General features: G+C 61.8%; 26 protein-coding genes and 1 pseudogene. 16 read left to right on the forward strand and 11 right to left on the reverse strand.

Translation table 11 applies throughout. The annotated features are described in order from the left end of the window. The coding region (locus tag PHS32_RS15560; RefSeq protein ID WP_301079953.1) for a MipA/OmpV family protein at window positions 1-602 on the reverse strand (602 nt) is incomplete at its 3' end. Window positions 603-761: 159 nt separating this feature from the next. Here PHS32_RS15560 and PHS32_RS15565 point away from each other — a divergent pair. After that, window positions 762-1,586, forward strand: coding sequence for an undecaprenyl-diphosphate phosphatase (locus PHS32_RS15565; RefSeq protein ID WP_301079954.1), 825 nt, complete (start codon window positions 762-764; stop codon window positions 1,584-1,586). 152 nt (window positions 1,587-1,738) lie between these two features. On the opposite strand, the gene PHS32_RS15570 is transcribed toward PHS32_RS15565, so the two are convergent. The 4 genes from PHS32_RS15570 to PHS32_RS15585 are packed head-to-tail and all read right to left on the reverse strand — an operon-like array spanning window position 1,739 to window position 4,068. Further along, on the reverse strand, window positions 1,739-2,554 hold the full coding sequence (locus PHS32_RS15570; RefSeq protein ID WP_301079955.1) for an alpha/beta hydrolase: 816 nt from the start codon (window positions 2,552-2,554) through the stop codon (window positions 1,739-1,741). A gap of 58 nt (window positions 2,555-2,612) precedes the next feature. Continuing rightward, entirely contained in the window at window positions 2,613-3,440 is an 828-nt protein-coding gene (locus tag PHS32_RS15575; protein ID WP_301079956.1) for a proteasome-type protease, read from the reverse strand. Between the two features lie 44 nt (window positions 3,441-3,484). Beyond that, the gene (locus tag PHS32_RS15580) at window positions 3,485-3,817 is read right to left on the reverse strand and encodes a type II toxin-antitoxin system HicB family antitoxin (protein ID WP_301079957.1); all 333 of its coding nucleotides are present in this window, start codon (window positions 3,815-3,817) and stop codon (window positions 3,485-3,487) included. Continuing rightward, window positions 3,814-4,068, reverse strand: a complete 255-nt coding sequence (locus PHS32_RS15585; protein WP_301079958.1) for a type II toxin-antitoxin system HicA family toxin — start codon at window positions 4,066-4,068, stop codon at window positions 3,814-3,816. The genes PHS32_RS15580 and PHS32_RS15585 overlap by 4 nt, the downstream gene beginning before the upstream one ends. A gap of 406 nt (window positions 4,069-4,474) precedes the next feature. On the opposite strand from PHS32_RS15585, the gene PHS32_RS15590 reads away from it, so the two are divergent. The 5 genes from PHS32_RS15590 (at window position 4,475) to PHS32_RS15610 (ending at window position 7,713) form a co-directional block, all read left to right on the forward strand. After that, window positions 4,475-4,864: a DUF302 domain-containing protein gene (locus PHS32_RS15590; protein ID WP_301079959.1), complete on the forward strand. Its 390-nt coding sequence runs from the start codon at window positions 4,475-4,477 to the stop codon at window positions 4,862-4,864. A gap of 38 nt (window positions 4,865-4,902) precedes the next feature. Further along, window positions 4,903-6,279: an AarF/ABC1/UbiB kinase family protein gene (locus tag PHS32_RS15595; protein ID WP_301079960.1), complete on the forward strand. Its 1,377-nt coding sequence runs from the start codon at window positions 4,903-4,905 to the stop codon at window positions 6,277-6,279. Window positions 6,280-6,490: 211 nt separating this feature from the next. Next, on the forward strand, window positions 6,491-6,724 hold the full coding sequence (locus PHS32_RS15600; protein ID WP_301079961.1) for an addiction module protein: 234 nt from the start codon (window positions 6,491-6,493) through the stop codon (window positions 6,722-6,724). Beyond that, a complete protein-coding gene (locus PHS32_RS15605) occupies window positions 6,721-7,038 on the forward strand; it encodes a type II toxin-antitoxin system RelE/ParE family toxin (RefSeq protein WP_301079962.1) in 318 nt (105 codons plus the stop codon). Before PHS32_RS15600 ends, PHS32_RS15605 begins: the two co-directional genes overlap by 4 nt. A gap of 183 nt (window positions 7,039-7,221) precedes the next feature. Continuing rightward, window positions 7,222-7,713, forward strand: a complete 492-nt coding sequence (locus tag PHS32_RS15610) for a hypothetical protein (RefSeq protein ID WP_301079963.1) — start codon at window positions 7,222-7,224, stop codon at window positions 7,711-7,713. A 138-nt stretch (window positions 7,714-7,851) separates the two neighbouring features. On the opposite strand, the pseudogene PHS32_RS24260 reads toward PHS32_RS15610, so the two are convergent. Beyond that, window positions 7,852-8,079, reverse strand: a pseudogene (locus PHS32_RS24260) (type II toxin-antitoxin system prevent-host-death family antitoxin); the annotation flags it as partial. A 141-nt stretch (window positions 8,080-8,220) separates the two neighbouring features. Between PHS32_RS24260 and PHS32_RS15615 the strand changes: the two are divergent. Then, window positions 8,221-8,655 carry a hypothetical protein gene (locus PHS32_RS15615; RefSeq protein WP_301079964.1) on the forward strand — a complete coding sequence of 145 codons (435 nt, stop codon included), beginning with the start codon at window positions 8,221-8,223 and terminating at the stop codon, window positions 8,653-8,655. Between the two features lie 230 nt (window positions 8,656-8,885). Then, a complete protein-coding gene (locus PHS32_RS15620; RefSeq protein ID WP_301079965.1) occupies window positions 8,886-9,284 on the forward strand; it encodes a VOC family protein in 399 nt (132 codons plus the stop codon). A gap of 60 nt (window positions 9,285-9,344) precedes the next feature. On the opposite strand, the gene mutS is transcribed toward PHS32_RS15620, so the two are convergent. The 5 genes from mutS to bamE form a co-directional block, all read right to left on the reverse strand. After that, window positions 9,345-11,936, reverse strand: a complete 2,592-nt coding sequence (gene mutS / locus PHS32_RS15625; protein ID WP_301079966.1) for a DNA mismatch repair protein MutS — start codon at window positions 11,934-11,936, stop codon at window positions 9,345-9,347. A gap of 87 nt (window positions 11,937-12,023) precedes the next feature. Beyond that, entirely contained in the window at window positions 12,024-13,412 is a 1,389-nt protein-coding gene (locus PHS32_RS15630; protein ID WP_301079967.1) for an ATP-binding protein, read from the reverse strand. Further along, window positions 13,409-14,107, reverse strand: coding sequence for a response regulator transcription factor (locus PHS32_RS15635; RefSeq protein ID WP_301079968.1), 699 nt, complete (start codon window positions 14,105-14,107; stop codon window positions 13,409-13,411). The genes PHS32_RS15630 and PHS32_RS15635 overlap by 4 nt, the downstream gene beginning before the upstream one ends. 33 nt (window positions 14,108-14,140) lie before the next feature. Beyond that, window positions 14,141-14,611 carry a Spy/CpxP family protein refolding chaperone gene (locus PHS32_RS15640; RefSeq protein ID WP_301079969.1) on the reverse strand — a complete coding sequence of 157 codons (471 nt, stop codon included), beginning with the start codon at window positions 14,609-14,611 and terminating at the stop codon, window positions 14,141-14,143. Window positions 14,612-14,671: 60 nt separating this feature from the next. Then, window positions 14,672-15,226, reverse strand: a complete 555-nt coding sequence (gene bamE / locus PHS32_RS15645; RefSeq protein WP_301079970.1) for an outer membrane protein assembly factor BamE — start codon at window positions 15,224-15,226, stop codon at window positions 14,672-14,674. Window positions 15,227-15,346: 120 nt separating this feature from the next. On the opposite strand from bamE, the gene PHS32_RS15650 reads away from it, so the two are divergent. From PHS32_RS15650 to PHS32_RS15685, 8 genes are all read left to right on the forward strand, one after another. Beyond that, window positions 15,347-15,805 (forward strand): MarR family transcriptional regulator, encoded by a 459-nt coding sequence (locus PHS32_RS15650; protein ID WP_301079971.1) that lies wholly within the window; start codon window positions 15,347-15,349, stop codon window positions 15,803-15,805. Continuing rightward, entirely contained in the window at window positions 15,802-17,322 is a 1,521-nt protein-coding gene (locus PHS32_RS15655; protein WP_301079972.1) for a DHA2 family efflux MFS transporter permease subunit, read from the forward strand. Before PHS32_RS15650 ends, PHS32_RS15655 begins: the two co-directional genes overlap by 4 nt. 97 nt (window positions 17,323-17,419) lie before the next feature. After that, window positions 17,420-18,037 carry a flavin reductase family protein gene (locus tag PHS32_RS15660; RefSeq protein ID WP_301079973.1) on the forward strand — a complete coding sequence of 206 codons (618 nt, stop codon included), beginning with the start codon at window positions 17,420-17,422 and terminating at the stop codon, window positions 18,035-18,037. Between the two features lie 17 nt (window positions 18,038-18,054). Beyond that, window positions 18,055-19,494, forward strand: coding sequence for a multidrug transporter subunit MdtD (gene mdtD, locus PHS32_RS15665; RefSeq protein ID WP_301079974.1), 1,440 nt, complete (start codon window positions 18,055-18,057; stop codon window positions 19,492-19,494). 6 nt (window positions 19,495-19,500) lie between these two features. Further along, window positions 19,501-20,169, forward strand: a complete 669-nt coding sequence (locus tag PHS32_RS15670) for a glutathione S-transferase family protein (protein ID WP_301079975.1) — start codon at window positions 19,501-19,503, stop codon at window positions 20,167-20,169. A 506-nt stretch (window positions 20,170-20,675) separates the two neighbouring features. After that, complete coding sequence (locus tag PHS32_RS15675) at window positions 20,676-21,203, forward strand: hypothetical protein (RefSeq protein ID WP_301079976.1); 528 nt, start codon at window positions 20,676-20,678, stop codon at window positions 21,201-21,203. Window positions 21,204-21,271: 68 nt separating this feature from the next. Beyond that, window positions 21,272-22,750 carry a hypothetical protein gene (locus PHS32_RS15680; RefSeq protein WP_301079977.1) on the forward strand — a complete coding sequence of 493 codons (1,479 nt, stop codon included), beginning with the start codon at window positions 21,272-21,274 and terminating at the stop codon, window positions 22,748-22,750. A gap of 41 nt (window positions 22,751-22,791) precedes the next feature. Further along, window positions 22,792-24,828 (forward strand): S8 family serine peptidase, encoded by a 2,037-nt coding sequence (locus PHS32_RS15685; RefSeq protein ID WP_301079978.1) that lies wholly within the window; start codon window positions 22,792-22,794, stop codon window positions 24,826-24,828. Window positions 24,829-24,833: the final 5 nt, after the last annotated feature.

Below are 24,833 nucleotides of genomic sequence, written 5' to 3' on the forward strand. Positions count from 1 at the left end.
GGCCGCTGGGGCGTGGCAAATTGCGGCGCCACGCCGTAGAAAAAGTTGTTCAGGGTGCGGTCGCCCAGCACCAGACTGGCGCTGGCCGACAAATTCCAGCCGGCGCTGAAGTTGCGTGTTTCAAGCACCAGCTCAGGCTCCAGCACCCAGCCCTGCTGATGGACGCCGCTATTGAGCTCCAGCACGGCGCGCAGAGGCACTTCCAGACGCAGCCGGCTGGCTGGAGTGGGTAGAGCCAGCGTCATTTTCAGACGTGGCCCGAATTCGACCAGGGTGCCCAGGTCCGGCATGTTGTTGCGTGCCGGCGTGTCGGACGAGCGCGACGGCAAGGAGGCGGCCAGGCCGACATCGAATTCGACGTCGTCGGTATGCACTAAGCGCGCCCCAATACCGCTGCGGTCGGCGCGCAGCACCTCGCCGCGATAGATCAGATACGGCAAGGCCAGCGCGCGCATGGTGCGGTCGGCGGAGCCGGGGTAGGACGGCGTGCTGGCGAGGCCGCCCAGCAGGCCCACTTCCCATAAGGGCAGCGCCGCGTCCTGGGCTTGCGCGCTGAGCGTTACGGCCAACAAGCCGGCGCCGACAAGGTAGGAAATTTTCATGAATAATCTCTGGCAAGGTGGCGTTGTCAAACATCAGGGCAATATCTTGCCAGACGGCAAGCTGTATTGAACCACGGATGAGCCTTCTTTACCGGTCGCAAAGGTCCGGACGCTGCCGGCTTTCTACAATCACCCACCCCATTAGTTTTGGAGAATTTGTTGGATATCGCATTGCTGTTGAAAGCCACCCTCATGGGCATCGTCGAGGGCTTGACGGAATTTCTGCCCATTTCATCGACCGGGCATCTGATCCTGACCGGTTCCCTGCTCGGTTTTGATGACGACAAATCGAAGGTGTTCGATATTGCCATCCAGACCGGCGCCATCTTTGCGGTGGTGATTGTTTACTGGCAAAAAATCCGCGCTACGCTGATCGCCTTGCCCAGTCAGAAGCAGGCGCAACGCTTTGCGCTGAACGTGTTGATCGGTTTCTTGCCGGCCGCCGTCGTCGGCTTGCTGATCTACAAGACTATCAAGACCTATTTGTTCAACGCACCGGTGGTGGCCGGTGCCTTCATCGTCGGCGCCTTCATCATCCTGTGGGTGGAAAAAAGGGCCCGGCTGGCGCCCCGTATCCAGGAAGTCGATGATATGAGTCCGCTGGACGCGTTCAAGGTCGGCCTGGTGCAATGCCTTGGCATGATTCCTGGCACCAGCCGCAGCGGCGCAACCATCATCGGCGGCATGTTGTTGGGGCTGTCGCGCAAGGCGGCCACCGAGTTTTCCTTTTTTCTGGCAATTCCGACCCTGATTGGTGCCGGTGCCTACAGCCTGTACAAGGAGCGAGCCTTGCTGTCATGGGCCGATCTGCCGCTGTTCGCGGTCGGCTTGGTGGTGTCCTTCATCAGTGCCTGGCTGTGCATCCGCTGGCTGCTGCGCTACATTGCCAGTCACAGCTTTGTCGGCTTTGCCTATTACCGCATCGTCTTTGGCGTGGTGGTGCTGGCCACCGCCTGGAGCGGCATGGTGGTCTGGGCCGATTGACCGTCATTGCCACTCATGTTGTCAGTGTCACCGTTGTTGTCATTGCGGACCCCGGATCGGAGTCCGGGGCAGGCCCGATCCGCAATCCATGGATCCCGGATCGAGTCCGGGATGACTGCCTTATGGCTGGGAAGACAAACCGGATCGGTAACTCAGTTCGGGCCTTGCATGTCCAGCAGCGCGGCTTCCAGAGCGGCGGCGGTGGCGAGTGGTTTTTCCATCGGAAACAGGTGGCTGCCGTCCAGCATCATGATGCGGCCACGGGTGATTTTTTCGGTCATCGCCATGCCCACCTGTTTCATTTCGACCGAATGCGTGCCACCCAGGAATGACACCGGGCACTTGATCGGGTGGCGCTGCAACAGGCGGTCCAGGTTGTCGGGCAAGGTGTTGTAGATGGCGGTCTCGACGGCGCGGTCGAAGCTGAGCACGCGTTTTTTCTCCGTCCCCCGGCCTTCGTCATGGGTGCCGTGGGCGATGTAGTCCCGCAGCACCTGCGGGTCCCAGCGGGCAAATACTTTTTTGTGGCGAAAGTGCTCCAGTGCCGCAGCCTGATCGGGCCAGTTGTTGCGGCGCCGGCGGCTGGTGGCACCGGGCGACACCGAGCCCACCAGTTGCGTGCTTTTGATGACACCCAGCGTGGTGGCGCGCCAGCCGCCCAATACCGGCGAGTCCACCAGCACCACACCGCGCGCCAGCTCAGGCGCACGGGCGGCGGCCATCAGGCTGACCAGGCCGCCGAACGAGTGACCGACCAGAAACACCGGCGCGCCGGTCTTTTCGACTTCGACCCGCGTGAAGTCAATCAGTTGCTGCACCAGATGCGGCCAGTTGTTGGTGACCGGGTAGTGGTCGTCATGGCCAAATTTCTCGATCGCCTTGACCGTGAAACCGCGCGCCTTCAGGCTCTTGAACAAGACGCCATAAGTGCTGGCGGGGAAGCTGTTGGCGTGGGAGAAGACAATCATAAATAGTTGGGGACAGAGCTGGTTCACTTCGTGTAACTGCGGTCTGTCCCGCAAGGTTTTATATCAGTTTCTCTTCCGGCGTGCTGATTTTTTTCAGGGTGCGGTGGCGGCCGGAGTGGGTCATCAAGGGGGTGGCCGTTTGTTCGCCGTTCCACATCGGGTCTTCGATGCTGTCGAACACCTCGCGCAATTTTTGCCCCCAACTGCTGTGCAGCATCCGGAAATAGGGGTTGTTTTCGTCTATGCAGACCACTTTGTCGGTCTGGTAGGTATCGGTTTCATAGACCACCATGTCCAGCGGCAGGCCGACCGACAGGTTGGATTTCAGCGTGGAGTCCATCGACACCAGGGCGCACTTGGCGGCTTCGTGCAGCGGCGTGCCGGGGCTGATGACGCGGTCCAGCACCGGCTTGCCGTATTTGGATTCGCCAACCTGAAAGTAAGGCGTCTCGGGCGTTGCCTCGATGAAGTTGCCGGCCGAGTAGACCTGGAACAGGCGCATCGCCTCGCCCTTGATCTGGCCGCCGAAAATCAGCGATACATTGAACTCGACGCCGGCTTGCTTGAGCGACTCCGCGTCGCGCTCATAGACGTGGCGAATGGCGGCGCCCAGCACGCGGGCGGCATCGAACATGCTCCTGGCGTTCCAGATCGTGACGGGCTCGCCGTCCGGATGGTCCTTGAGATGTTCCACCTGCAGAATCTCGCGCACTGATTGCGAAATGCTCAGGTTGCCGGCCGACAGCAGCACCATGAAACGGTCGTCGGGTTTTTCGTAGACGATCATTTTGCGAAAAGTGCTGATCTGGTCCAAGCCGGCGTTGGTGCGCGAATCGGACAAAAAAACCAGTCCGGCGTTGAGTTTGATGGCGACGCAGTAGGTCATGAGTGGGCTTGATAAGGGCGTGAAAGCGGCAAGGAAATTGGAACTCAGGCAGAGGCTTGCGCCACCACATCCGTCAGCCAGGCGTTGAGGCTTTTGCCTGTGGCCGCGGCGGAGGCGGCGGCCCGCTGATGGAGTTCAGTGGGCAGGCGCACCATCAGCTTGCCGGAGTAGCGCTTGAGTGGTTCGACCCCGTCTTCGCGGCACATGTCGAGAAATACTTTCAGTGAAATTGCGCCTTCGCGTTGCAAGGATTTCACGTCCGAGGCGTAAAAGTCAGCGCCGCCGTTGAGGTCAATGAACTCACCCCGAAACATATTGGTGTCGGGGTCAAAAACGATGAGGGCTTTGTAGCCTTTTATTTCCATCACATTCTTCATGGTTTCACTCCATTGGTTTCAAGCCATTTGCGTACACTTTCTACCGCTGCTTTGTCGGTGTCAGGCGACGGATGCGGGCGGTGGAAAACCCGGCGATCCGCAAACAGCTTGACGCCCACCCGGGAGCCCTCGCGCTCGCTTACCTCAGCCCCAAGTTCAACGAATAAGGCCTCGATATCGCGCCACTTGATGCCACCCGGAACGGGGCGGGAAAAGATCAGTTCCAGCGTTCTCCGGTTTTTTCGATGCATGGCGAATGATACTATTTTTTAGTGTCTTTTGACTTGCATGCTTTCCTCAAAGCCAGACTGGACAGCAGCAGATACCTGAGAGTTTCTTCATCCAGTACCTCAAACCCGCCTCCAACCCGAAGCCACCAACCTGTGCCGGATCAGCTTCCAGAGCGCAACATATTGGGTTTTGTGGGCATGGCGCCAGTGAAAGAAGCGCTGATTGGCATGGTGGACAATCTTGGCGACTCGGGCGTCCAGAAGTGGCGCGACACGCTCGAAGAGCTGGGCACGGCCGGCGAGTAGGGGGTTTTGTCCAAGTGTGTCTGTTTGCGCACCGACGCCTGTACGATAGCGGCGTATATTGGCTTCGGCGACACCCTGCCGGGCGATGCAGGGTCAGCCACTTTGTTTAAGGATGGAAAAAATGAACGGTATCAATTTCAAACGTGAGATCGCGGCTTCGGTGGACCAGGCGGTGGCCCGTGTCACGGCGGCCTTGGCAGAGCAGGGTTTCGGCATCCTGACGCGGATCGACATGCACAGCAAGATCAAGGAAAAAACCGGCAAGGACATCATTCCGACCGTGATCCTTGGCGCCTGCAACCCGAGTCTGGCTTATGAAGCCTACAGCGCCAACAGCGATGTTGCCGGGCTGTTGCCCTGCAATGCGGTGATTCGGGAATTGACAGCGGGAAAGATCTCGGTTGAGTTGGCCGCGCCGTCGGCCATGATGCGCATCCTTGGCGACGACAAGCTGGTGGCGCTGGCTGGTGAGGCCGACAAACGCATTCAACTGGCGCTGGCCAAGGTATAACGGAACCGACGCTCTAGCGATCTCACGGAAGTAGCGCGTTGACAGGACCGAAGAAAGCCGATTTGCCCAAGCAGGACGGCAACCGTGCCCCAGCGCCGACACTGGCCGTGCCCAGTGGACGCGGCTCGCGGCTGATGCGGCTGGGATGGATGGCCACCGGCATTGCCGGGGGCATGATGGCCGAGGGCGCACGACAACTGGCACTGGGCAATCGGCCCAAGGTCAGCGACCTGCTTTTGACGCCGGCCAATGTGCGCCGGGTGGCCGACCAACTGGCCAAGTTGCGCGGCGCGGCGATGAAGGTGGGGCAATTGGTGTCGATGGAGTCGGGCGACCTGTTGCCGCCGGCGCTGGCCGAGATTCTGGGGCGTTTGCGCTCCGACGCCAGGGCCATGCCGAAAGCCCAGGTGACCGGAGTGCTGCTGGCCAATTGGGGCAAGGGCTGGGAAAAGCAGTTCAAGCATTTCAGTTTCACGCCCCTGGCCGCGGCGTCAATCGGGCAGGTGCATCGCGCCCAGACCCGCGACGGGCGCGACCTGGCCGTCAAGATCCAGTACCCCGGCGTGCGTGAAAGCATAGACAGCGATGTCGACAACGTTGCCGGCCTGCTGCGCATGTCGGGCCTGTTGCCCAAGGAGATGGATGTCAAACCCCTGCTGCGCGAGGCCAAGCATCAACTGCATGACGAGGCCGATTACATCCGGGAGGGCAACTACTTGCACCGTTACGGCGAGCTGCTGGCCGACGCGCCGCACTATTCTCTGCCCAAGCGGCACGCCGATCTGACGACCCTCAGCGTTCTGGCCATGGACTATGTGGCGGGAGTGCCGATCGAAGCGCTGGTGGACGCGGCGCAAGAGGAGCGCGACCGCGTGATGACGCTGCTGTTTGCCCTGCTGCTGCGGGAAATCTTTGAGTTCCGGCTGGTCCAGACCGACCCCAACTTTGCGAATTACCAGTACGACACCAACACACAGCAACTGATCCTGCTCGACTTTGGCGCCACCCGGCCCTACAAGGCCAAAATGTCCAACGACTTTCGGCGCCTGATCAAAGGCGCCATGACGGCGGACCGCGCAGCCATGAGCGTGGCGTGCAAGGCCATCGGCTACTTTGACGACACAACGCAGGACAGGCACCAACAGGCGGTGCTGGACATCGGCCTGCAAGCCCTGGAGCCGTTCTGCCGGGAGGGTGGCTACGACTTTGGCACATCGGACCTGCCGGAACGCGTTCGCTCCAGCGGCATGGCCCTGGGGCTGGACCGGGAATTCTGGCAACTGCCACCGGCCGACGCCTTGCTGCTGCAACGCAAGTTCGGCGGCCTGTATCTGCTGGCCATCCGACTCAAGGCCAGGGTGGACGTGAATGCGTTGGCCAAAGCAGTGCTGTTTTCGCACAAGCACAGTCTTTGAACTTTGGTCTGATGCGGCTTGCCCGGCGCGGGCAGGACCAGTTTATTGACCGCATCGCGGTGAGAGTGCTCATTCGTGGCGGTATGGTTGATCGATTGGACCGGCGACGGCGGCCAGCACCTCAACCTTTCTTCGGCGGCGAGTGCGCCGTTGTCGTCCAATCATCGCCGACGTTAACGCGCAAAACTGCGTCCGTGGTAATCTACGTTCCATGAGCCAAATTTCTGTTGCCGACATTTTGGAACTGCCCGTTCAGGAGCGCATTCAACTCGTTGAAGTGATTTGGGAAAGCATTGCTGCCGTCCCTCACGCGATTGAGGTTTCACCCGAGTTAAAAACCGAACTCGAAGCGCGTTTGGCCGACTTTGAGCGAAACCCAGAGGCCGGTTATTCCTGGGATCAGGTAAAAGCTCATTTAAAAAGCGGCTCGTGGCGTACCGCTTGAAGTTTGCCGGTCGAGCCGTTCGCGAAATTGGCGAAGCTTTCGATTGGTATGAGGAACAGAGTAAAGGGCTAGGCTCTGAATTTGAGTTGGCTTTTGAACTCCAACTCAAACGCCTTGAGCAAGTCCCGTTTTTGTACGCAGAAATTATTCCGGGTGTACGCCGCACACTTTTGCCACGGTTTCCGTATGGTGTTTTTTACACGGTCAAAAATGACTTGATTCATGTTTTGGCCGTCATTCACAATGCGCGCAATCCACAGCGGTGGCCGCATGAACGTCAACGGGTCGTTCCACCAGACGCTTTGCGGCAGTGAATTTCGACGTTGAGGTTGTGCAAAAACTCTTTTGAGGGAAGAACGTCTGTGAAGCTAAAAATTCGGCCACCCGGATCGCGTCATATTCAACGAATGCACTTCGAGCAAGGGGTCAAGCACCTCTGCATTGGGGACAGTGGTGCGGGTACGATGGTGTTTGCACAGCGTCATTAGGCACTTAACATGGGCGCATCCGAAATTCCATCAACGTTCTGGTTGCGATGGCTGCTTGCAGTCATCCTCGGCGTCATGGCCTTTGGTCTTGTCTTGGTTCTCGCGCCAAGTCTCACGCGTCAAGGGTTCTCGTTACTGGTCTACGCGGACACTGAGCGCATTGCCACGTTCGGGGCCGATGCGGTTGCCTACATCACACTTGTGCACGCAGTTCTTGGCGGCGTCATGTTTGGCTGGGGGGTCGCGCTGCTGTTTGTGGTTCGTGGCCTCTTCGCACGTGGCGCCTCAGAGGGCTGGCAAATCGTTGCTGTTTCTGTCGCTGCGTGGTTCGTCCCAGACACCGCATTTTCCCTGTGGTCGGGCTTCTGGCAAAACGCATTGTTGAACGCCACGTTCATCATTCTCTTTGCTGTGCCACTCGCAGCCACATATCGGGTATTTCATGAAAAGCGTGCCAACCCAGCAGTGGAGGGCGACTGCGCAAAAGCGCACAACGGTTGAACGACATTGTGCAAGAGTTAAAGACCGCCCAGACCGGGGGAGTAGCCTATTTCGGAATTGCCGAAGTGTTGAGCCATCTGCGCGAGATCGACAAATGGGTGCGGCCGAAGGGAATGGGCGCATGCCTTGTTCTATCGGAACCACCATGGCAGACGGGTGCCCATGCCGGGTGATGATGGTAGGCTGCCCGCGCTCGGCGGAAGCCACCACGGCGGACAGACTGGCTTTGGCATCCCGAAGTTGAAGTATTTGTATCGGAGGCTCCCATGGTGTGACTACAGGAGGTGACTTTAAGGCGAATCCGGTTTCAATGTGCGCTGTCTGCTCGGCTATAGTGCAGCCAGCGGATTTGCTCCTGCAACTGATCCATCAGTCTGGTTGGCTGGAAAACAGGCGTGCTGGTATTTCTGGAACTGTTATGACCCATGACGTTGAACAAAAACTATCGGAACACCCTATTCCATGCGGGTCTCAGGGCTTTTCCTGGTCCGATGTTAGGTCGCATCTATGAATCCCACCATTGCAGCTGCCATCCTCGGCCTCATAAGCAGTCTTGGTGCAGCTTTGGTGACGTACCTGTTCACAAAGAAGAGGGAGCGAGAGGCTGAGTGGCGAAAGGAAAAGCTCGCTTACTACATGACGTTCATTGAGAGCATGAGCGGAACCATAGAAGGCGATGCTTCTCCAGAGGGGCATCGAGCTTTCTCGAAAGCAACCAACAATCTCCTCCTCTTTGCGCCGCAGCCTGTCGTTGAAGCGGTAAACGCCTTCCGAGACGAGATACGCATATCTAATCCAACTCGAACGCAAGAACAACACGACAAATTGCTTGCTATGCTACTTCTGCAAATCAGGCGCGATATAGGCGTATCGCCACCCGACAATGCAGCTACGTTCAGGCCAATACTCTGGGCATCCGGAGCCAACAGAAATGCAACCTAACATTTCCAGCGGACTGCCTACCGCAGCCACTGAAGTCAGGCGTTGAGGTTGTGCAAAACCTCTTTGAGGGAAGAACGTTTGTGAAGCTAAAAATTCGGCCGCTCAGGTTCCGCCATATTCAACCGACGCACTTCGAACAAGGGCTCAAGTACCCCTGCGTTGGGGACCGCGGCGCGGGTTTGATGGTTTCTGCATGGCCTCGGTAGACTTTGTCAACAGGAGTTCAATCCATGCATTACCGCTTGCGTGTCGCTCGTCCAGTCACGGATATTGCTCGCTCACAAGCGATGTATTGCGCGGGCCTGGGTTTAAAGGTCTTGGCAAGTTTTCAAGATCACCAAGGTTTTGACGGCATCATGCTCGGCGCTGAAGGCCTGGATTACCACTTCGAATTCACCCACTGCAAAACTCATCCCGTGCAGCCTCGGCCGACGCCCGAAGATCTGCTTGTGTTCTATGTCCCGGATGCAAGTGAGTGGAAGACTGTCTGCGATCGAATGCTCAAAGCGGGATTCTCTCCTGTGAGTTCGTTCAACCCCTACTGGGACTCGAATGGCCAGACTTTCCAGGATGCCGACGGATATCGGGTGGTTGTTCAAAATGCAGACTGGCGCAAGAGTTCTTTGTGATCGGTAGTCCGGCTGTTCGACAGAAATCGCGCCACCGCCACCCGAAGCACACAACGCAAGCTAGCCTTTGGCCGCCAGCGTCTTAAGTTGGTACAGCGCATCCAGTGCCTCTCGCGGGCTCAATGCGTCAGGGTCAACAGCTTCCAAAGCCTTTTCGACCGCGCTGACCGCCACGTGTTCGGCAACCGGCGGCGGCGCAAACAAGTCCACCTGGGCGTGGGTCTCGGAGGCTTTGGCTTCCAGCGCCGCCAGTGTCTGGCGTGCCTGGTTCACCACCGCCGCCGGCATGCCGGCCAGGCGCGCCACCTGAATGCCGTAGCTGCGGCTGGCCGGGCCGACCTGGATTTCGTGCAGGAAGACGATGTCGTGGCCGGACTCGGCGGCGCTCACGTGCACGTTGATGGCGGCGTGATGCGTGGCCGGGAACTCGGTCAACTCGAAGTAGTGGGTGGCAAACAAGGTGTAGGCCTGGGTCTTGTCGTGCAACTGGGTGGCGATGCTTGATGCCAGTGCCAGGCCGTCGAAGGTGCTGGTGCCGCGGCCCACCTCGTCCATCAGCACCAATGAATTGGGTGTTGCCGCGTGCAGGATTTGCGCCGCTTCCAGCATCTCCAGCATGAAGGTGGACTGCGCATTGGCTAGGTCGTCGGCGGCGCCGATGCGGGTGTGAATGGCGTCTATCGGTCCCAGGCGACAGGCCGCCGCCGGCACGTAGCTGCCGATGCTGGCCAGCAGCACGATGACGGCGATCTGGCGCATGTAGGTCGACTTGCCGCCCATGTTGGGGCCGGTGATGATCTGCATGCGCTGCCTGGGGCCCAGACGAGTGTCGTTGGCAATGAAGGCGCCTGAGCTGGTTTCTGCCAGCCGCGCCTCGACCACGGGATGGCGGCCCTGACTGATCTCCAGGCACGGCTCTTTGGCAAACTGCGGCGCGCACCAGTTCAGCGTCAGGGCGCGCTCGGTCAGGGCGCACAGCGCGTCCAGCGTTGCCAGGGCACGCGCCAACCGGGTCAGCCTGGGCACGAACTGCTGCATGTGGTCCAGCAGCTGCTCGTAGAGAAATTTTTCCCGGCTCAGGGCGCGCTCCTGGGCGCTGAGCGCCTTGTCCTCGAAGGCTTTCAGCTCGGGGGTGATGAAGCGCTCCACATTTTTCAGGGTCTGGCGCCGCCGGTAGTCGCTGGGCACCTTGTCGACCTGGCCCTGCGTCACCTCGATGAAAAAGCCGTGCACCTTGTTGAATTGCACGCGCAGGTTGGCGATGCCGGTGCGCGCTTTCTCGCGTCCTTCCAGATCGAGCAGAAAAGCGTCGCAGTTGGTTTGGATGGCGCGCAGCTCGTCCAGTTCGGCGTCGAAGCCGCCGGCAATCACACCGCCGTCGCGCACCAGGGCGGCGGGCTCCGGGTCGACTGCGCTTGTCAATAATTCAGCGCAGCCGTCGGGGCTCAGCAAGTGCTCCGAGAGCTGTGTCAAATAGGGTTCAAGCCCCCGCAACAGGGGCGTCAGCAGTTCCGTCTTTTGCAGTGTCTGGCGCAGCGCCACCAGTTCCCTCGGCCGCACCTGGCGCAGCGCCAGGCGGGCTGTGATGCGCTCCACGTCGCTGCTGCCCTTGAGTTGCTCGCGCAGTTTCAGCCACGGGCCGATCTTCAAGGCGGCAATGGCGTCCAGCCGTTGCTGCGCCTCGCTGCGTTCGCGCCGGGGTGACAGCAACCAGTTTTTCAGCAAGCGGCTGCCCATGCCGGTCATGCAACTGTCCAGCAGCGAGAACAGGGTCGGCTGCTCTTCGCCGCGCAGGGTCAACGTCAGTTCCAGGTTGCGCCGGGTGGTTTGCGGCAGGTCGATCAGCTCATCGTTGCGCTGCACCCGAATGCTATGCAGGTGGGTCAGGGCGCGGCCCTGCGTGTGCTCGGCGTAGGCCAGCAGCGCGGCAGCGGCGGCATGGGCTTGCGCCAACTCCTGCGCCTGCCAGGGCGCCAGGCTGGCGGCCTGCAATTGCTCCAGCAGCTTGCGCTGGCCCAGGCCGGCATCGAACTGCCAATCCGGCCGCAGCGTGACGGTCATCGGTCCGCTGGTTTGCAGCGCGCGCAGGCGGCTCTCGAAAGTGGGCGTGGCGCCGGCGCTGAACAGCAACTCGCCGGGGCTGATGCGGGCCACCCAGTCCGCCAACTCATCGGGCGCGCATTCGGCCAGGTAAAGCTCACCCTTGGTGATGCTCAGCCAGGCCAGGCCGCAACTGTTGCGCGGCCCCTGGTGCACCGCCAGCAGCAGCGACTCGGTCTTGTCGCCCAGCAGTTCCATGTCGGTCAGCGTGCCGGGCGTGACCACGCGCACCACCTTGCGTTCCACCGGCCCTTTGTTGTTGACCTCGCCCACCTGTTCGCAGATGGCCACCGATTCGCCCAGCTTGATCAGGCGCGCCAGGTAGGTCTCCACCGAGTGAAATGGCACCCCGGCCATCGCCACCGGCGCGCCGGCCGATTGACCGCGCTGGGTCAGCGTGATGTTGAGCAGCCGCGCCGCTTTTTCAGCGTCGGCATAGAAAAGTTCGTAGAAGTCCCCCATCCGGTACAGCAGCAGCGTGTCGGGGTAGTCGGCCTTGATGCCCAGATACTGCTGCATGCCGGGAGAATGTTGTTTGGCTGTTTCGGTCATCGGGTGAAGTCTAGCAAGATCAAACACCGCACGAGATTCAGTGATGCATCTGAACCGGTCTTTTTGAATCGAAGAACTGGACCAGCCTCAAGTAGCGGTCATCGGCAAGCTAACGGTTACCAGCAAGCCGGGCTCGGCGTTGCGCACGGTCAGGGTGCCGCCATGCGCTTGCGCCACCAGCTTGCACAGGTACAAGCCCAGGCCAACGCCGCCGCCTTCGCGCGTGCGGGCAGCATCCGGCCGGTAGAACGGCTGGCCCAGATGCGGCAGTTGATCCGGCGGCACACCGGCCCCGAAATCGCGCACCGCAATCACCAGCATCCCGTTATCACCCGGGCGTACGGTGAGCTCGGGTGGCCGGTTGACGTCGGCGCTATGGCGCTGGGCGTTGTCCAGCAGGTTGCGCAGCAACAGGCGCAGGCGGGCCGGGTCCAGTAGCGCCCTGGGCAAGTCGGGCGCAAGGGTTCGGGTGATCGTTGGACTGCCCGGCAGGCTGGCCACCACCTCATCCGCCAGCAGCGCCAAATCGGTGGGCTCGCGCTGCAAGGCGGCGTGCGGACTGGCCAGGCGCTCGCTCTCCAGCAAGTCGGTGACCAGGTCCCGCATCAAGGCCAGGTCACGCAGCAGGGCGGCGCGACTGGGTAGCACCTCCGGACTCTCCGGCAGCAGCTCGGTATTCAAGCGGGCTCGGGTCAGCGGGCTGCGCAGCTCATGGCTGATGGCCAGCAGCAGCGCCCGCTTGGCTTCCAGCATGTGGTGGATGTCGGCGCCCATGGTGTTGATGGTGGCGGCCAGTTCGCCCAGTTCGTCCGGCCGCTGGGCGTGGCGCACCGGGATCGCGGTGGCGAAGTCGCCGGCACCAAAGCGCAAGGCGCCGGCGCGAATATCGTCCAGCGGGCGCAGCATGCGGCGCACCCGGGCATAGGCCAGCGCCGTCAAAAGCAGCAGCCCCATCAGGGTCGCCCAGCCGATGAAGCGCGGACGCTGGTGCCAGGCCGGCACGCTCAGCGAAAACTCGATCCGGTGGCCGTCGGCCGTGCTGCGTTCCAGCAAGCGAGGTTCCTCGCTGTTCCAGCGCGGGTCACTTCTCCAGGACTCGCCGCGTCGGCGCGCGTTGCCAATCCCGCGCGCCGGATTGGCGGGAGCGTCCGGCTCGCTTTGCCAGTTGACCAGCGGACCGCTGATGCGCACGCTGACCGGCAGCCGCTGCGTCAGGGCTTGCGCCCGCTCAATGCTGGGCGGGCTGCCAATCTCGGCCGCCAGCCGGTCCACATAGTCCACCAGCAAGGGCCGCGCGGCGTCGCGCCAACCGATCGACAGGGCGTATTGCATGCCCAGAACAAAGGTCGCCGCCATGGCCAGCGCCAGCAGCACAAACAAGGCCACCAGCCGCACGCGCAAGGAGTGCGCCAGTGCGTGGCGGGCCCGCTGGTGCCAGCGCCGGCGCCGGCGCGGGGAAGCCGCCTCTTTGCTCATGGCGGCAAACGTGCCAGGGCCAGCGCATAGCCGGCGTTGCGCAGGGTCTTGATGCAGTCCAGCGGTTCGAGCTTCTTGCGCAGGCGGCTGACCACAATATCGACCGCGCGGGTGACCAACTCGGCCTCATGGCCGCGCACATGGTTCAGGATGTCGTCGCGGCTGAAGACCTTGCCGGCGTTTGCCGCCAGCAAGTGCAGCAAATCGAATTCAGTGCTGGTGAGGGTGATGTATTCGCCCTGCCGCAACACCTTGCGGGTGGCCGGTTCGATCACCAGACCGTCAAACACCAGCCGTGCCGCGGTATCTTGTGGTGTCGCCATCAAGGGGCTGGCAGGGCGGCGCCGCAACACGGTTTGCAGGCGGGCCACCAGTTCGCGCGGCTCGAACGGCTTGGGCACATAGTCATCCGCCCCCAACTCCAGCCCGACCACGCGGTCCATCACTTCGCCGCGCGCGGTCAGCATGATGATGGGGATATCGCTCTGCTTGCGAATGGCGCGGCACACGGCAAAGCCATCCATCTCGGGCAGCATCACGTCCAGCACCACGGCATCGATGCCGCCGCGGCGCAACCGATCCAGACCGGCGCCGGGCCGCAGGGCACACTCCAGCGCCAGGTCGAAACGCGCAAGGTAAGCCGTCAGGGGCGGCCCCAATTGCGCGTCGTCGTCAATCAGCAGGATGCGGTGCATGCGGCATTGTGCATGGATCAGGGCCTGTTCACCCTAACCGCGGTGCCACCAGCCATGCCGGTGCTCCAGGTAGTCGCGCACCTTTTGTTGTTGCGTGGCGTTCAGGCTGTCGTAGAAATCGGCCAGCGCGGCAATCACTTCCGGGCTCCGGGACTGCAAGACCGTGGTCTTATCAGTGACCAAGGCTTGGGCACGTGCGCGGTCAAACTTGTCGCCGGCGACCAGGGCCTTCATCTCGGAGCGCGGGTCCTTGGTCTGCCCGATCAAGGCGCTGCGCTGCGCGTAAAGCTTGTCACCCAGGGTGCTCAGGCGCTTCTTCTGATCTTCGTTGAGATCGAGTTTGCCGGCCACCCGGTCGACCACCTTGTTGCGCTTGAGGGTGTATTCCTCGGCGCTCAGGTTGGCGCCAAATTCGTGATTGCGGTGACCACAGGCCGACAGGCCGGCCACCATGACAGACAGGCCGCAGACGGCGAAGACGGTGCGTTTGATCCAGCGTTTCATGACAGTGAGTCCTTCAGAAGAAGTGTTGAACAGGACTGTGATGGTGCCGCTGCCGGGCTGCTACCGGGTGTCGTGGCGGTTGCGGTTTGTTGCGTTTTGTTTCAACGCGCTCCCACTGCCGCAGCTACCGACGCGGTCCCCACCGCGGTCGCATTCCGGCGGGGTGCCGTAGCCGGCCGAGCGCACCTCCTGTTGCAGCGACAGTTCCACCTGGAACCATTTGCAGTCGGCGTCGTAGCGGTAGTTCCAGACGTAGCCGCGCTCGCGCCCCAGCAGCCAGACCTCGCTGGGGCGGCCCAGCAACTGGCTGACCTGCTCCTGCGCCATGCCGGCCTCGACGCGGTTGAAGTTCGGCTCGGTCAACACCTGCTCGGCGTGGCTGGCCTTGCCGGCGGCGTCGAAATAGACGAACCAGGTGTGTTTGCCATACGGTCCGCGCGGAAATTCGAGCCGGCTGCCGCTGTCCTGCGGGCGCTCCAGGTCGGGCTGCCCCATGCGCGCTATCACCTCTTCCCGGCGCATGCCCGGCAGGGCATCGGGCGGTGCATAGCTGCTACAGGCCGGCAGCAGCAAGCACAGCAGCAGACGGTTCCAAACCGATAGACGGTGAAGCATGGCGGATTCTCCTGGTTTCAGGGCTCAACCATACCAGCATGGCGGGCCGCTTGCCAGTCAGGGCGAGAGGGGGCGCCGGTCCGGTTTCCGAATAGTAAACATATTTACAATATGCAGGCTATGAAAAGTGATCTGACGCAACGCTTTCCGTTCCTGCTGGCCGAAGTGGCGCGCCTCTATGGCCGCCAGTTCGATCAACGCGCGCGGGAACAAATTGGCTTGTCGCGCGCCCAGTGCCGCCTGCTCGGGGCGCTGGCCCGGCAGGGCGGGCCGCTGTCGCAAGCGGCGCTGGCCGAACTGCTGGACCTGAGCAGCATGGCGGTGACCACGTTGTGCGACCGCATGGAGGCGGGCGGTTGGATTCGCCGCGCCGCTTGCGACGGCGACCGCCGCGTCAAGCACATTCACCTGGAGCCGTGCGCCGCAAAAGCCTTGCAGGCGGCACTGCGGGTCAGCGACTCGCTGCAAGCCCAGGTGCTGAGTGGTTTTGACAAGACCGAGCAACAGCAGTTGCAGGCGTTGCTGCGGCGCGCCCATGAAAATCTGCTGGCGCTGCCCGGTCCCGGCGGTGCCGGATGAGCCAAGGCGCAGCCGCCGGCGCGGCGATCGACCCGCACAGCGTCAAGCACCGGGGCATGATCACCTTGGCCATCATGCTGGCCACCATCATGCAGGCGCTAGACACCACCATCGCCAATGTCGCGCTGCCCCACATGCAGGGCAGCTTGCAGGCCTCGCAGGACCAGATCACCTGGGTCCTGACCTCCTACATCGTGGCGGCGGCCATTGCCACGCCGCTGACCGGCTGGCTGTGTGCGAAATGGGGCCGCAAACAGGTGTTCCTGGCGGCGGTAGTCGGTTTCACGCTGGCCTCGGCCTTGTGCGGACTGGCCGGCTCGCTGTTGCAGATCGTGGCGGCGCGGCTGTTGCAGGGGGTCTTCGGTGCCGCCCTGGTGCCCTTGTCGCAAGCGGTGCTGCTGGATATCAACCCGCGGGAGAAAGTCGGTCAGGCGATGGCGCTGTGGGGCGCCGGCATCATGGTCGGGCCGATTCTGGGCCCCATGCTGGGTGGCTGGCTGACCGAGTACTACGACTGGCGCTGGGTCTTCTACATCAACCTGCCGGTGGGGGTGATGGCCATTTACGGCATCGCCCGCTATCTGCCCGAGACCCGGCCGGCGGCGGTGCGGCTGGACCAGTTCGGCTTCATCACCTTGAGTCTGGGGGTCGGCTTGCTGCAACTGTTCCTGGACCGTGGTGAACAACTTGACTGGTTCAACTCGATCGAGATCCGCACCGAGGCGATTGCTTCCTTGCTGGCGTTTGCGTTCTTCAGCGTCCACACCTGGACCTCGGCCGGGGACTCGTTCCTGAACAAGGCGCTGTTGCGCGATCGCAATTTCCTGATCGGCGTGCTGTTGGCCTTTATCGTCGGCCTGATCCTGTACGCCAACATGGCCTTGCAGCCCTCCTTGCTGCAAGGCCTGATGAACTATCCGATCGTGTTCACCGGCATGGTGATGGCGCCGCGCGGCGTCGGCACCATGCTGGCGATGATGCTGGTGGGCCGCCTGATCCATCGCATCGACGTACGCGCCATCATGGCTTGCGGCTTTGCGCTGACCGCTTTTTCACTGTATTTGATGACGCTCATCACGCTGGACATGGACGGCACGCTGATTGTTGTTTCGGGCGCCATTCAAGGCCTGGGCATCGGCTTTACCTTCGTCCCCCTGAGCACCGTGGCCTTCTCGACGCTGGCGCCCAGTCTGCGCAACGACGGCACGCCGATCTACAGCCTGTTGCGCAATATCGGCTCCAGCGCCGGCATCTCGATCGTGCAGGCAATGCTGAGCCAGGGCACGGCGCGCGCCCATGCCCAGTTGAGCGAGGCCATCACGCCGTATTCCGCCGCGCTGCAAAATCTGCCGCCGCTGCTCAGCGCGCAATCGCCGACCGGCCTTGCGCTGTTGAACATGGAGGTCAATCGGCAAGCCGCCATGATCGGCTACCTGGGCGACTTTCACGTGATGTTGTGGCTCACCTTGCTGGCCATGCCGACGCTGCTGTTGCTGCGCAAGCCAGCGGCTGCCTGAAGAGTCTGATGACGGCGGCGCCGCTGGCTACACTGGGGGCGCGCCCATTCGCGCTCAAATCCGTCAAACCATGAAACCAGTTGGGGGCCGACCTTCGATGTCAGACGAAATTCATTCTTATGAGCCCCGCCTGGGGCACGGCTTGCGGCATGACCCGTTCAATGCCATTGTCGGACCGCGTCCGATCGGCTGGATCTCCAGCATGAATTCGAGCGGGCAACTCAATCTTGCGCCGTACAGCTTCTTCAACGCCTTCAATTACGTGCCGCCCATCATCGGTTTTGCCAGCGTCGGTCGCAAGGACACGCTGCGCAATGTCCAGCAGACGGGCGAGTTCGTCTGGAACCTGGTGACGCAGCCGCTGGCCGAGGCCATGAACCAGACCTGCGCCGCGGTCGCTCCGGAGGTGAGCGAGTTCGAACTGGCCGGCCTGACGCCCCTGGCCTCGCGCCTGGTGCAGCCGCCCAGGGTGGCCCAGAGCCCCGTTGCGTTCGAGTGCAAGGCCACTCAGATCGTTCAATTGCAGGGCGCCGACGGAGCCCAGGTTTCGACCTGGCTGGTGCTGGGCGAAGTGGTGGCGGTGCACATCCGCAAGGACTTGATCGTCGATGGAATCTACGACACGGCGCGCGCCGGGCACGTGTTGCGCGGCGGCGGGCCGGCCGACTATTTCACGGTCGGCCCGGCGCAGCTGTTTCGCATGGTTCGGCCGTAACTGCAGCCGATCGCGCCATGAAAATTCCAGACGTCAGTGCCAAGGAGCAAAAGGAGCTCAACGCGCTGCTGTGGCTGGTGGCCTGCGGATTCTTCATGCAGACGCTGGACGCCACCATCGTCAACACCGCCTTGCCGGCGATGGCGCGCAGCCTGGGCGAGAGTCCGCTGCGCATGCAGTCGGTGGTGGTGGCCTACTCGCTCACCATGGCCATGCTGATTCCGGCGTCGGGCTGGATCGCCGACCGCTTCGGCACGCGCCGCGTCTACGTCAGCGCCATCGCCGTGTTTGTGGTCGGCTCGCTGCTGTGCGCGGCCTCGCACAGTGTCAGTCAACTGGTGGCGGCGCGGGTGGTGCAGGGCATGGGTGGTGCGCTGCTGCTGCCGGTCGGCCGGCTTTCGGTGTTGCGCTCGTTTCCCCGGAGTCACTTCCTGCCGGCCATGAGTTTTGTCGCCATTCCCGGTCTGATCGGCCCGCTGCTGGGCCCGACCCTGGGCGGCTGGCTGGTCGAGGTGGCGTCCTGGCACTGGATCTTCCTGATCAACGTGCCGGTGGGTGTGTTCGGCGCCGTTGCCACGCTGCGGTACATGCGCGGCTCTGCGCTGGAGCGGGTGGCGCGCTTCGACGCGATCGGCTACCTGCTGCTGGCCTTTGGCATGGTGTGTGTTTCGCTGGCGCTCGACGGCCTGTCCAGTCTGGGTTTGCAGCAGGCCGGCGTGCTGGTGCTGCTGATCTTCGGCTTGGCCAGTCTCAGCGCCTACTGGCTGCACGCCGCGCGCCACCACGATCCGCTTTTTTCGCCGGACCTGTTCTCGATCCCGACGCTCAGCGTGGGGCTGCTGGGCAATCTGTTTTCGCGGCTGGGCAGTTCCTGCATGCCCTTGCTGGTGCCGCTGCTGCTGCAGGTCAGCATGGGCTATTCGCCGTTCCACGCGGGCCTGATGATGCTGCCCGTGGCGCTGGCCGCGATGACGGTCAAGCGCCTGGTCACGACCTTGATTACCGGCGCCGGCTACCGGCGCGTGCTGGTCGTCAACACCATGCTGCTGGGCTTGCTCATGGCCAGCTTCGCGCTGGCCACGCCGGAGCAGCCGTGGTGGGTGCATTCGCTGCATCTGGCCTGTTTTGGCGCCGTCAATTCGCTGCAGTTCACGGCCATGAATACCTTGACGCTGAAGGATCTGGACCCGGTCCATGCCGGCAGTGGCAATGCCTTGCTGTCGATGGTGCAGATGCTCGCCATCAGCATGGGCGTGGCCAGCGCCGGCGGCGTGCTGGCTGCCTTCAGCGGTTTGTTTGGCAGTGACAGCGCGGCGCACACGCTGCAGGCCTTCCATGCGACCTTTGTCTGCATGGGGCTTATCACGCTGGCCTCGGCCAGCATCTTCTGGCAGTTGACGCCGCGGGAGAGCGAGGTGCCGAAGTCCCATCCACCCGATCTGTCCGACAACGCTTGACCCCGCATGATGACACTGTTCCATTGCATGAGTGCCCGTTCCTTTCGCCCCTTGTGGATGCTGGAGGAACTGGGCCTGCCTTACGTTTTGAAGATGCTGCCGTTCCCGCCGCGCGTGCTGGCGCGCGACTACCTGGGGATCAATCCGTTGGGCACGGTGCCGGCTTTTTTCGATGGCGAGGTTGCCATGACCGAGTCCGCGGCGATCTGTCACTATCTGGCCAGTCGCGACGGCCCGTCACGGCTCTGCGTTGCGCCGGGCGATCCGGAGTACGGCAACTTTCTCAACTGGCTGCATTTCGGTGAGGCGACGCTGACCTGTCCGCAAACCATCGTCCTGCGCTACGGACGTTTCGAGCCGCCGGCGCGCCGTCTGCCGCAGGCCGCGGAAGACTACCGGCGCTGGTTCCTGGCCCGCTTGAAAGGCCTCAGCCCGGTGCTGGCGCGCCGTTCCTACCTGTGCGGCGAACATTTGACGGCAGCCGATATTGCGGTCGGCTATGCCCTGCTGCTGGCAAGTTACCTGGACCTGGTCGAAAGTTTCCCACTTGCAGTGCAGGACTACTGGCAACGTCTGCAAGCCGGCGCCGGCTACCAGCGGGCGATGAGTGCGCAGTTGCAGGCAGCGGTGGAGCAGGGTGTTTCAACCACGCCGGCACCGCTGGCAAATTATTGAGATTTCCTGAAAGGGTGACCTGCCAAACCTCCGTTCAGCATAGTGGGAGGATCAGGCTGGTGGGGCACTCAGCTCCGTGTCCCCCGCCCTGCGGGCTCCTCCTTTACCTGCGCTGAGCGCCCCACCAACCTGATCTTTCAGCCAGGGTTGGTATGCCCAACGCAAACCACCGACGCTCGCAAAGGGACACGCTGTCATGCCGGACTTGATCCGGCATCCATGGATTGCGGGTCAAGCCCGCAATGACAACGTCGCATCCGCTCCTGCGCAACGGTGTCGCGAATTTCGGAACTCACTGAGCTGTCGCGCTCAGGCGCCGTGTTCTTCCGATCCCTGCTAGCAACATCGTTTTCGGGTTCCCGGAATTCTTCTTTCGACGCTCTTCCATTGAGACTTTTCCGAGACTTTGTATGGCTATATTCAGCCCCATCTTTTGAAAGGGGTATTCCATGACAGGTCAACATTGTCGGGGCGCTTCCCACGGAGGCGACCTTCACGAAGGGAGATTGAGCGGCCGATTTGGCAAGGCACTGATCGCTGCTGGCATCTCGCTGGCGGCGGCGGGTTGCGCCACCACGCAGCAAGCGCAGAGCGCGATCGAATCCAGATTCATAGGCCAGTCGAGCGACGCCTTCTTCGCACGCTACGGCATGCCGCTGTCGTCCTTCCCGCTGAACAACAGCACTCTGTACCGCTGGCGCGGCGGCGAGACCTCGGTCCAGATCCCGGCCGACTACGGCAAGACCGATCCGGCCGCGGCCGGCGTTGGTGCCGGCAAGACCAGGAGCACGACGCAGGTTTCCAACCCGAACCCCAACACCACGATTACCGAAACCACCACCACAAGTTTCAGCATTGGCGGCTTGCTGTCGCCGCAAGCCTTGCTCTCACCGGCGCGCACGCTGCCGATATTCTGCGAGGCGCAGGTCACCGTTGATGCCAAGGGCTTGATCGTTGGCATGCGCATCATGCAGGACACCCGCGGCTTCGGCCTGAGCTTGTCGCGTTGCGCCGAAGTATTCGATGTGAAGTAAGCGGTGCGCGCATGGCCCGCTGCCAATACGCACCTGTTTCCGAAGGTATTCTTTGAAGGGAGTGTTCCATGAAAAGGCAAAAAGGAAGCCACGGGCTTGTCGGTCTCGCCTGGGGATTTGGGTTGGCACTGTTGCTGTCGGCCTGTGGCGGTGGCGCCGGCAGCCCGAAGGTCAAGGCCGCCATGCTGGGAAAAGTGGCGGGTGTTCTGGCCGACAACGTGGACAACGCGTTTATCCCGGACGCCGACCCGGCGACTTCCACCGCCCCCGTCGTCATTGGTGAGGTGGTCTGGAATGACAGCTTCATTGTTTCCATCAAGAATGCTTTTGATGCGGGCCGGCCGATTGCCCTGGTCCATGCCAGCCTGGACGATATCGACATGTTGCGAAAAGTTGTCGGTTTTCCGGGCGACTTCGTGCTGCCGGACGGCTTTACCCAGGTTGACATCTATGGGGTCGACAGAGACATTGATGGAAATATTTACGACGTCGTGATCTTCCCTAATTCGAACCTGCCGGCCGCAACGGAGGTCAAGTATTCCCTGGACCCGGTCACGCAAGCCAGCACGCCGGTGGCTAGCAGAAGCGTTCCGGTGGACAACCCGGATGACGAACAGAAACAACAGCAGCGCGTGAACGATCTCTCGGCCTGGTTCAAGGAAGATGCACCGCGTGATGTGAAGGCGAGGCAGGCAGCCGCGCACCCAAGGGCCGCCTTGGCGGCTTCACTGGGGGGCTACGACCTGGCGGCCAATGCCAAGTCGTTCGCCCGGACCTATGTCTTCAACCACGGAAATAATCGCCACCAAGTCACCAACAGGGTGTGGTCGGCCCACGATGACGTGAACAATGAAGACATTTTCTATATCCGGCAGACCGGCCTGTTTGCCGCCGCGGCGGAAGTGATTTACGACACCGGCTACCGTCGCGGCATGTATGCCACGGCTTACAAAGTGGCAAATTATGTTCCCGATCTGCTGAACAATAATTCACAGCTGCAACTGGTCATGAACAATCCAGCGACCCATGAAGGCAAGGTCAGTGTCGACGTCGGAGTCGATCTCAAGCTGGACGGCAAGTTTGGGGTCGACGCGAAGGCCGACGGCAAAGGACCTAGCGCCGGCGGGGATCTGGGTGTCTCCGGTGGCATCGCCATCAAGAATTCCCTCAAATACGATATCCCGGATGTGACCGTGACCAACAAGTCGGGGATGCGCATCAACGACGCGAATTGGGACTTCACGATTCGAAAACCCGGCTACATCTGGAATCCACTGTGCCGGTGGTTCTCCCTGCAGGACATTCCGCCGCTCGGCAAAGGCACCTTCCAACCGGCCACCGAATGGGTTTGGCGTGTCAGCAAGGAAGGCAGGCAGAGATACCCCGCAGGCTTGCCGATCCAGACCGATTTTTATGCGGAGATCGGCGAAACCTCGTTGGGCTTTCTGGAATTTACGCTGTGCGAGGCTTTTAGAAAAGAAGGCTCGACCGGCCGACTCGGTGCTCAAATGACGGCTCCGTGGCCGCCCGTGGTGGCCATGCCCTGAGAGTCACCGAATCTTTCAATTGTCTTTTCAGGAGATGGCACATGAAGAATAAATCTTGGCCCGCTTGGGCTCTTGCAACATCACGTCGTTGCCTGGCCGGCATCGCACTGGCCGCGCTGGGCGCCTGTGGCGGTGGTTCCGGTGGCGGCACCGGTGCGCTCGACCCGGGCGCCGATCTCGGTGGCGCCGCGCCGACCGGCACCTGCTACGACGGCAACGTTGCCAACAGCGTGGGGAGCGAAGATCCTTTTTATGCCAATTCCTGGCATCTGAAGAACAGCGGCGCCACGCAAGTCGTTTCAGCTATCGATAACAAGGGTGTGGCGGGGATAGACGCCAAGGTCGAAACCGTGCACAAGGCGGGCCGTGGCTGTACCGGCAAAGGGGTGACCATTGCGATCGTCGACTCCGCCATGGAAATTGGCCATGAGGACCTTAAAGACAATGTGCTTGCCGGCAAATCCTGGAACTTCGCGAACAACACCAGCGATCCGAGCCCGGCGTTGAATCAGGCCGAAGGGGACCATGGTACCGCGGTGGCCGGCATTGCCGCGGCCCGTGGCTGGAACGGCAAGGGTTCCAGGGGGCTGGCCCCGTTGGCTTCGCTGGTGGCCTATCCGGTGCTTAACATCCAGCCCACGGCCACAACCTCGGAATCCGACGTTGCCTACCTTTCGTTCGGCGCCAAAGCCCTGGCCGACGCCAGCCACGCCGTCACGCCCCTCTTTGGCAATCGCGCCGATGGCGCCAGCATCTTCAATTTCAGTGTCGGTGCGGACTACGCGGCGCCGCGTGTGGTGATCTCCGACTCGGATACGGCGGGCGAGTTGGCGGCCCAGTACGGCACCAAAAACCTGCGTGGCGGCCTGGGCGCCCTCTATTTTCAGTCGGCCGGCAATGAGTTCGAGGATATGAAGGGGGTCTTGCCCGACGGCACCGAACTCAAGTTGAACTGTGCCGTGACCCTGGCCGAAGATGCGGCCATTCTGGGCGGAAAATTGTCCAATCTGGCCGGCATGTCATGTGGCAACTCGAACCAGGAGCCGGCCGGGAAACCGTATTTCTATCAGGTCGCGGCGATCCACAACACCGGCAAGGCTTCGTCCTATTCAAGTGCCGGCGCCGCCAACTGGATCACCGGCTTTGGTGGCGAGTACGGACGTGAAGAGCCGGCCATCATCACCACCGACAACAGCACTTGCACCAGTGGCGCCAACAATGTCAATAACCGGGACGGCTTGCTGGCGCAATTTGGTGCCATGATCAGCAAGCTGGTGGCCGATCTGTTTGGCGACCCGGCGTCCAAGGACCCGCTGTGCAATTACACCGGTAGCATGAACGGCACCTCGAGCGCCGCACCCAGCGTCTCCGGCGTGGCGGCGCTGATGCTGGAGGCCAATCCCAAGCTGACCTGGCAGGATGTTGGCTACATTCTTGCCAAGACCGCGCGCAAGGTCGATCCATTGATTGCTTCGGGCGCCAACGCCGTGACGTTCAGCCGCACGGGCGACACCGATTCCTGGGAGCTGGATGACCCCTGGATCACCAATGCGGCCGGCTTCAACTTCCAGAGCCGCTATGGTTTCGGCTTGGTGGACGCCGATGCGGCCGTCAAACTGGCTGCCGCCTATACGGCGCCGGCCGGTCGGCGAGCGGTTACCTTGACCGCTGGCGGAACCAAGTCGACGTCCGGACTGCACCAGTCGGTGGGCCTGCATTGGTCGATCGCCGAGTTCGCGGATGCCAAGGCCATGACCGGCCCCATGCGGCTGGAAATGACGCTCACCAACAATACCGGCGTTGACATCAATCCCGGCTTCCTGCAATTCGAACTGCAGAGCACCCAGACCGGAACCAAGTCGATCGTGCTGCCGGCCTTCACCTCCTGGTATGTAGGCGGGAAAACCTTCAAACTCAAGGATAAGGGGCAGTTGCAATTCAGGTTCCAGACCAATGCCTTTTTCGGCGAGGCCATGGCCGGCTATTACAAGGTTCACGTGATCGATTTTTCCGGTGCTTCCGGCGCTCCGGGAAAAACCCTGGACTTCGAACCGACCCTGACTTCGTTCAGCCTGTGAAGACA

Source organism: Rhodoferax sp., from assembly GCF_028714215.1.
Taxonomy (GTDB): Bacteria; Pseudomonadota; Gammaproteobacteria; order Burkholderiales; family Burkholderiaceae_C; genus Rhodoferax.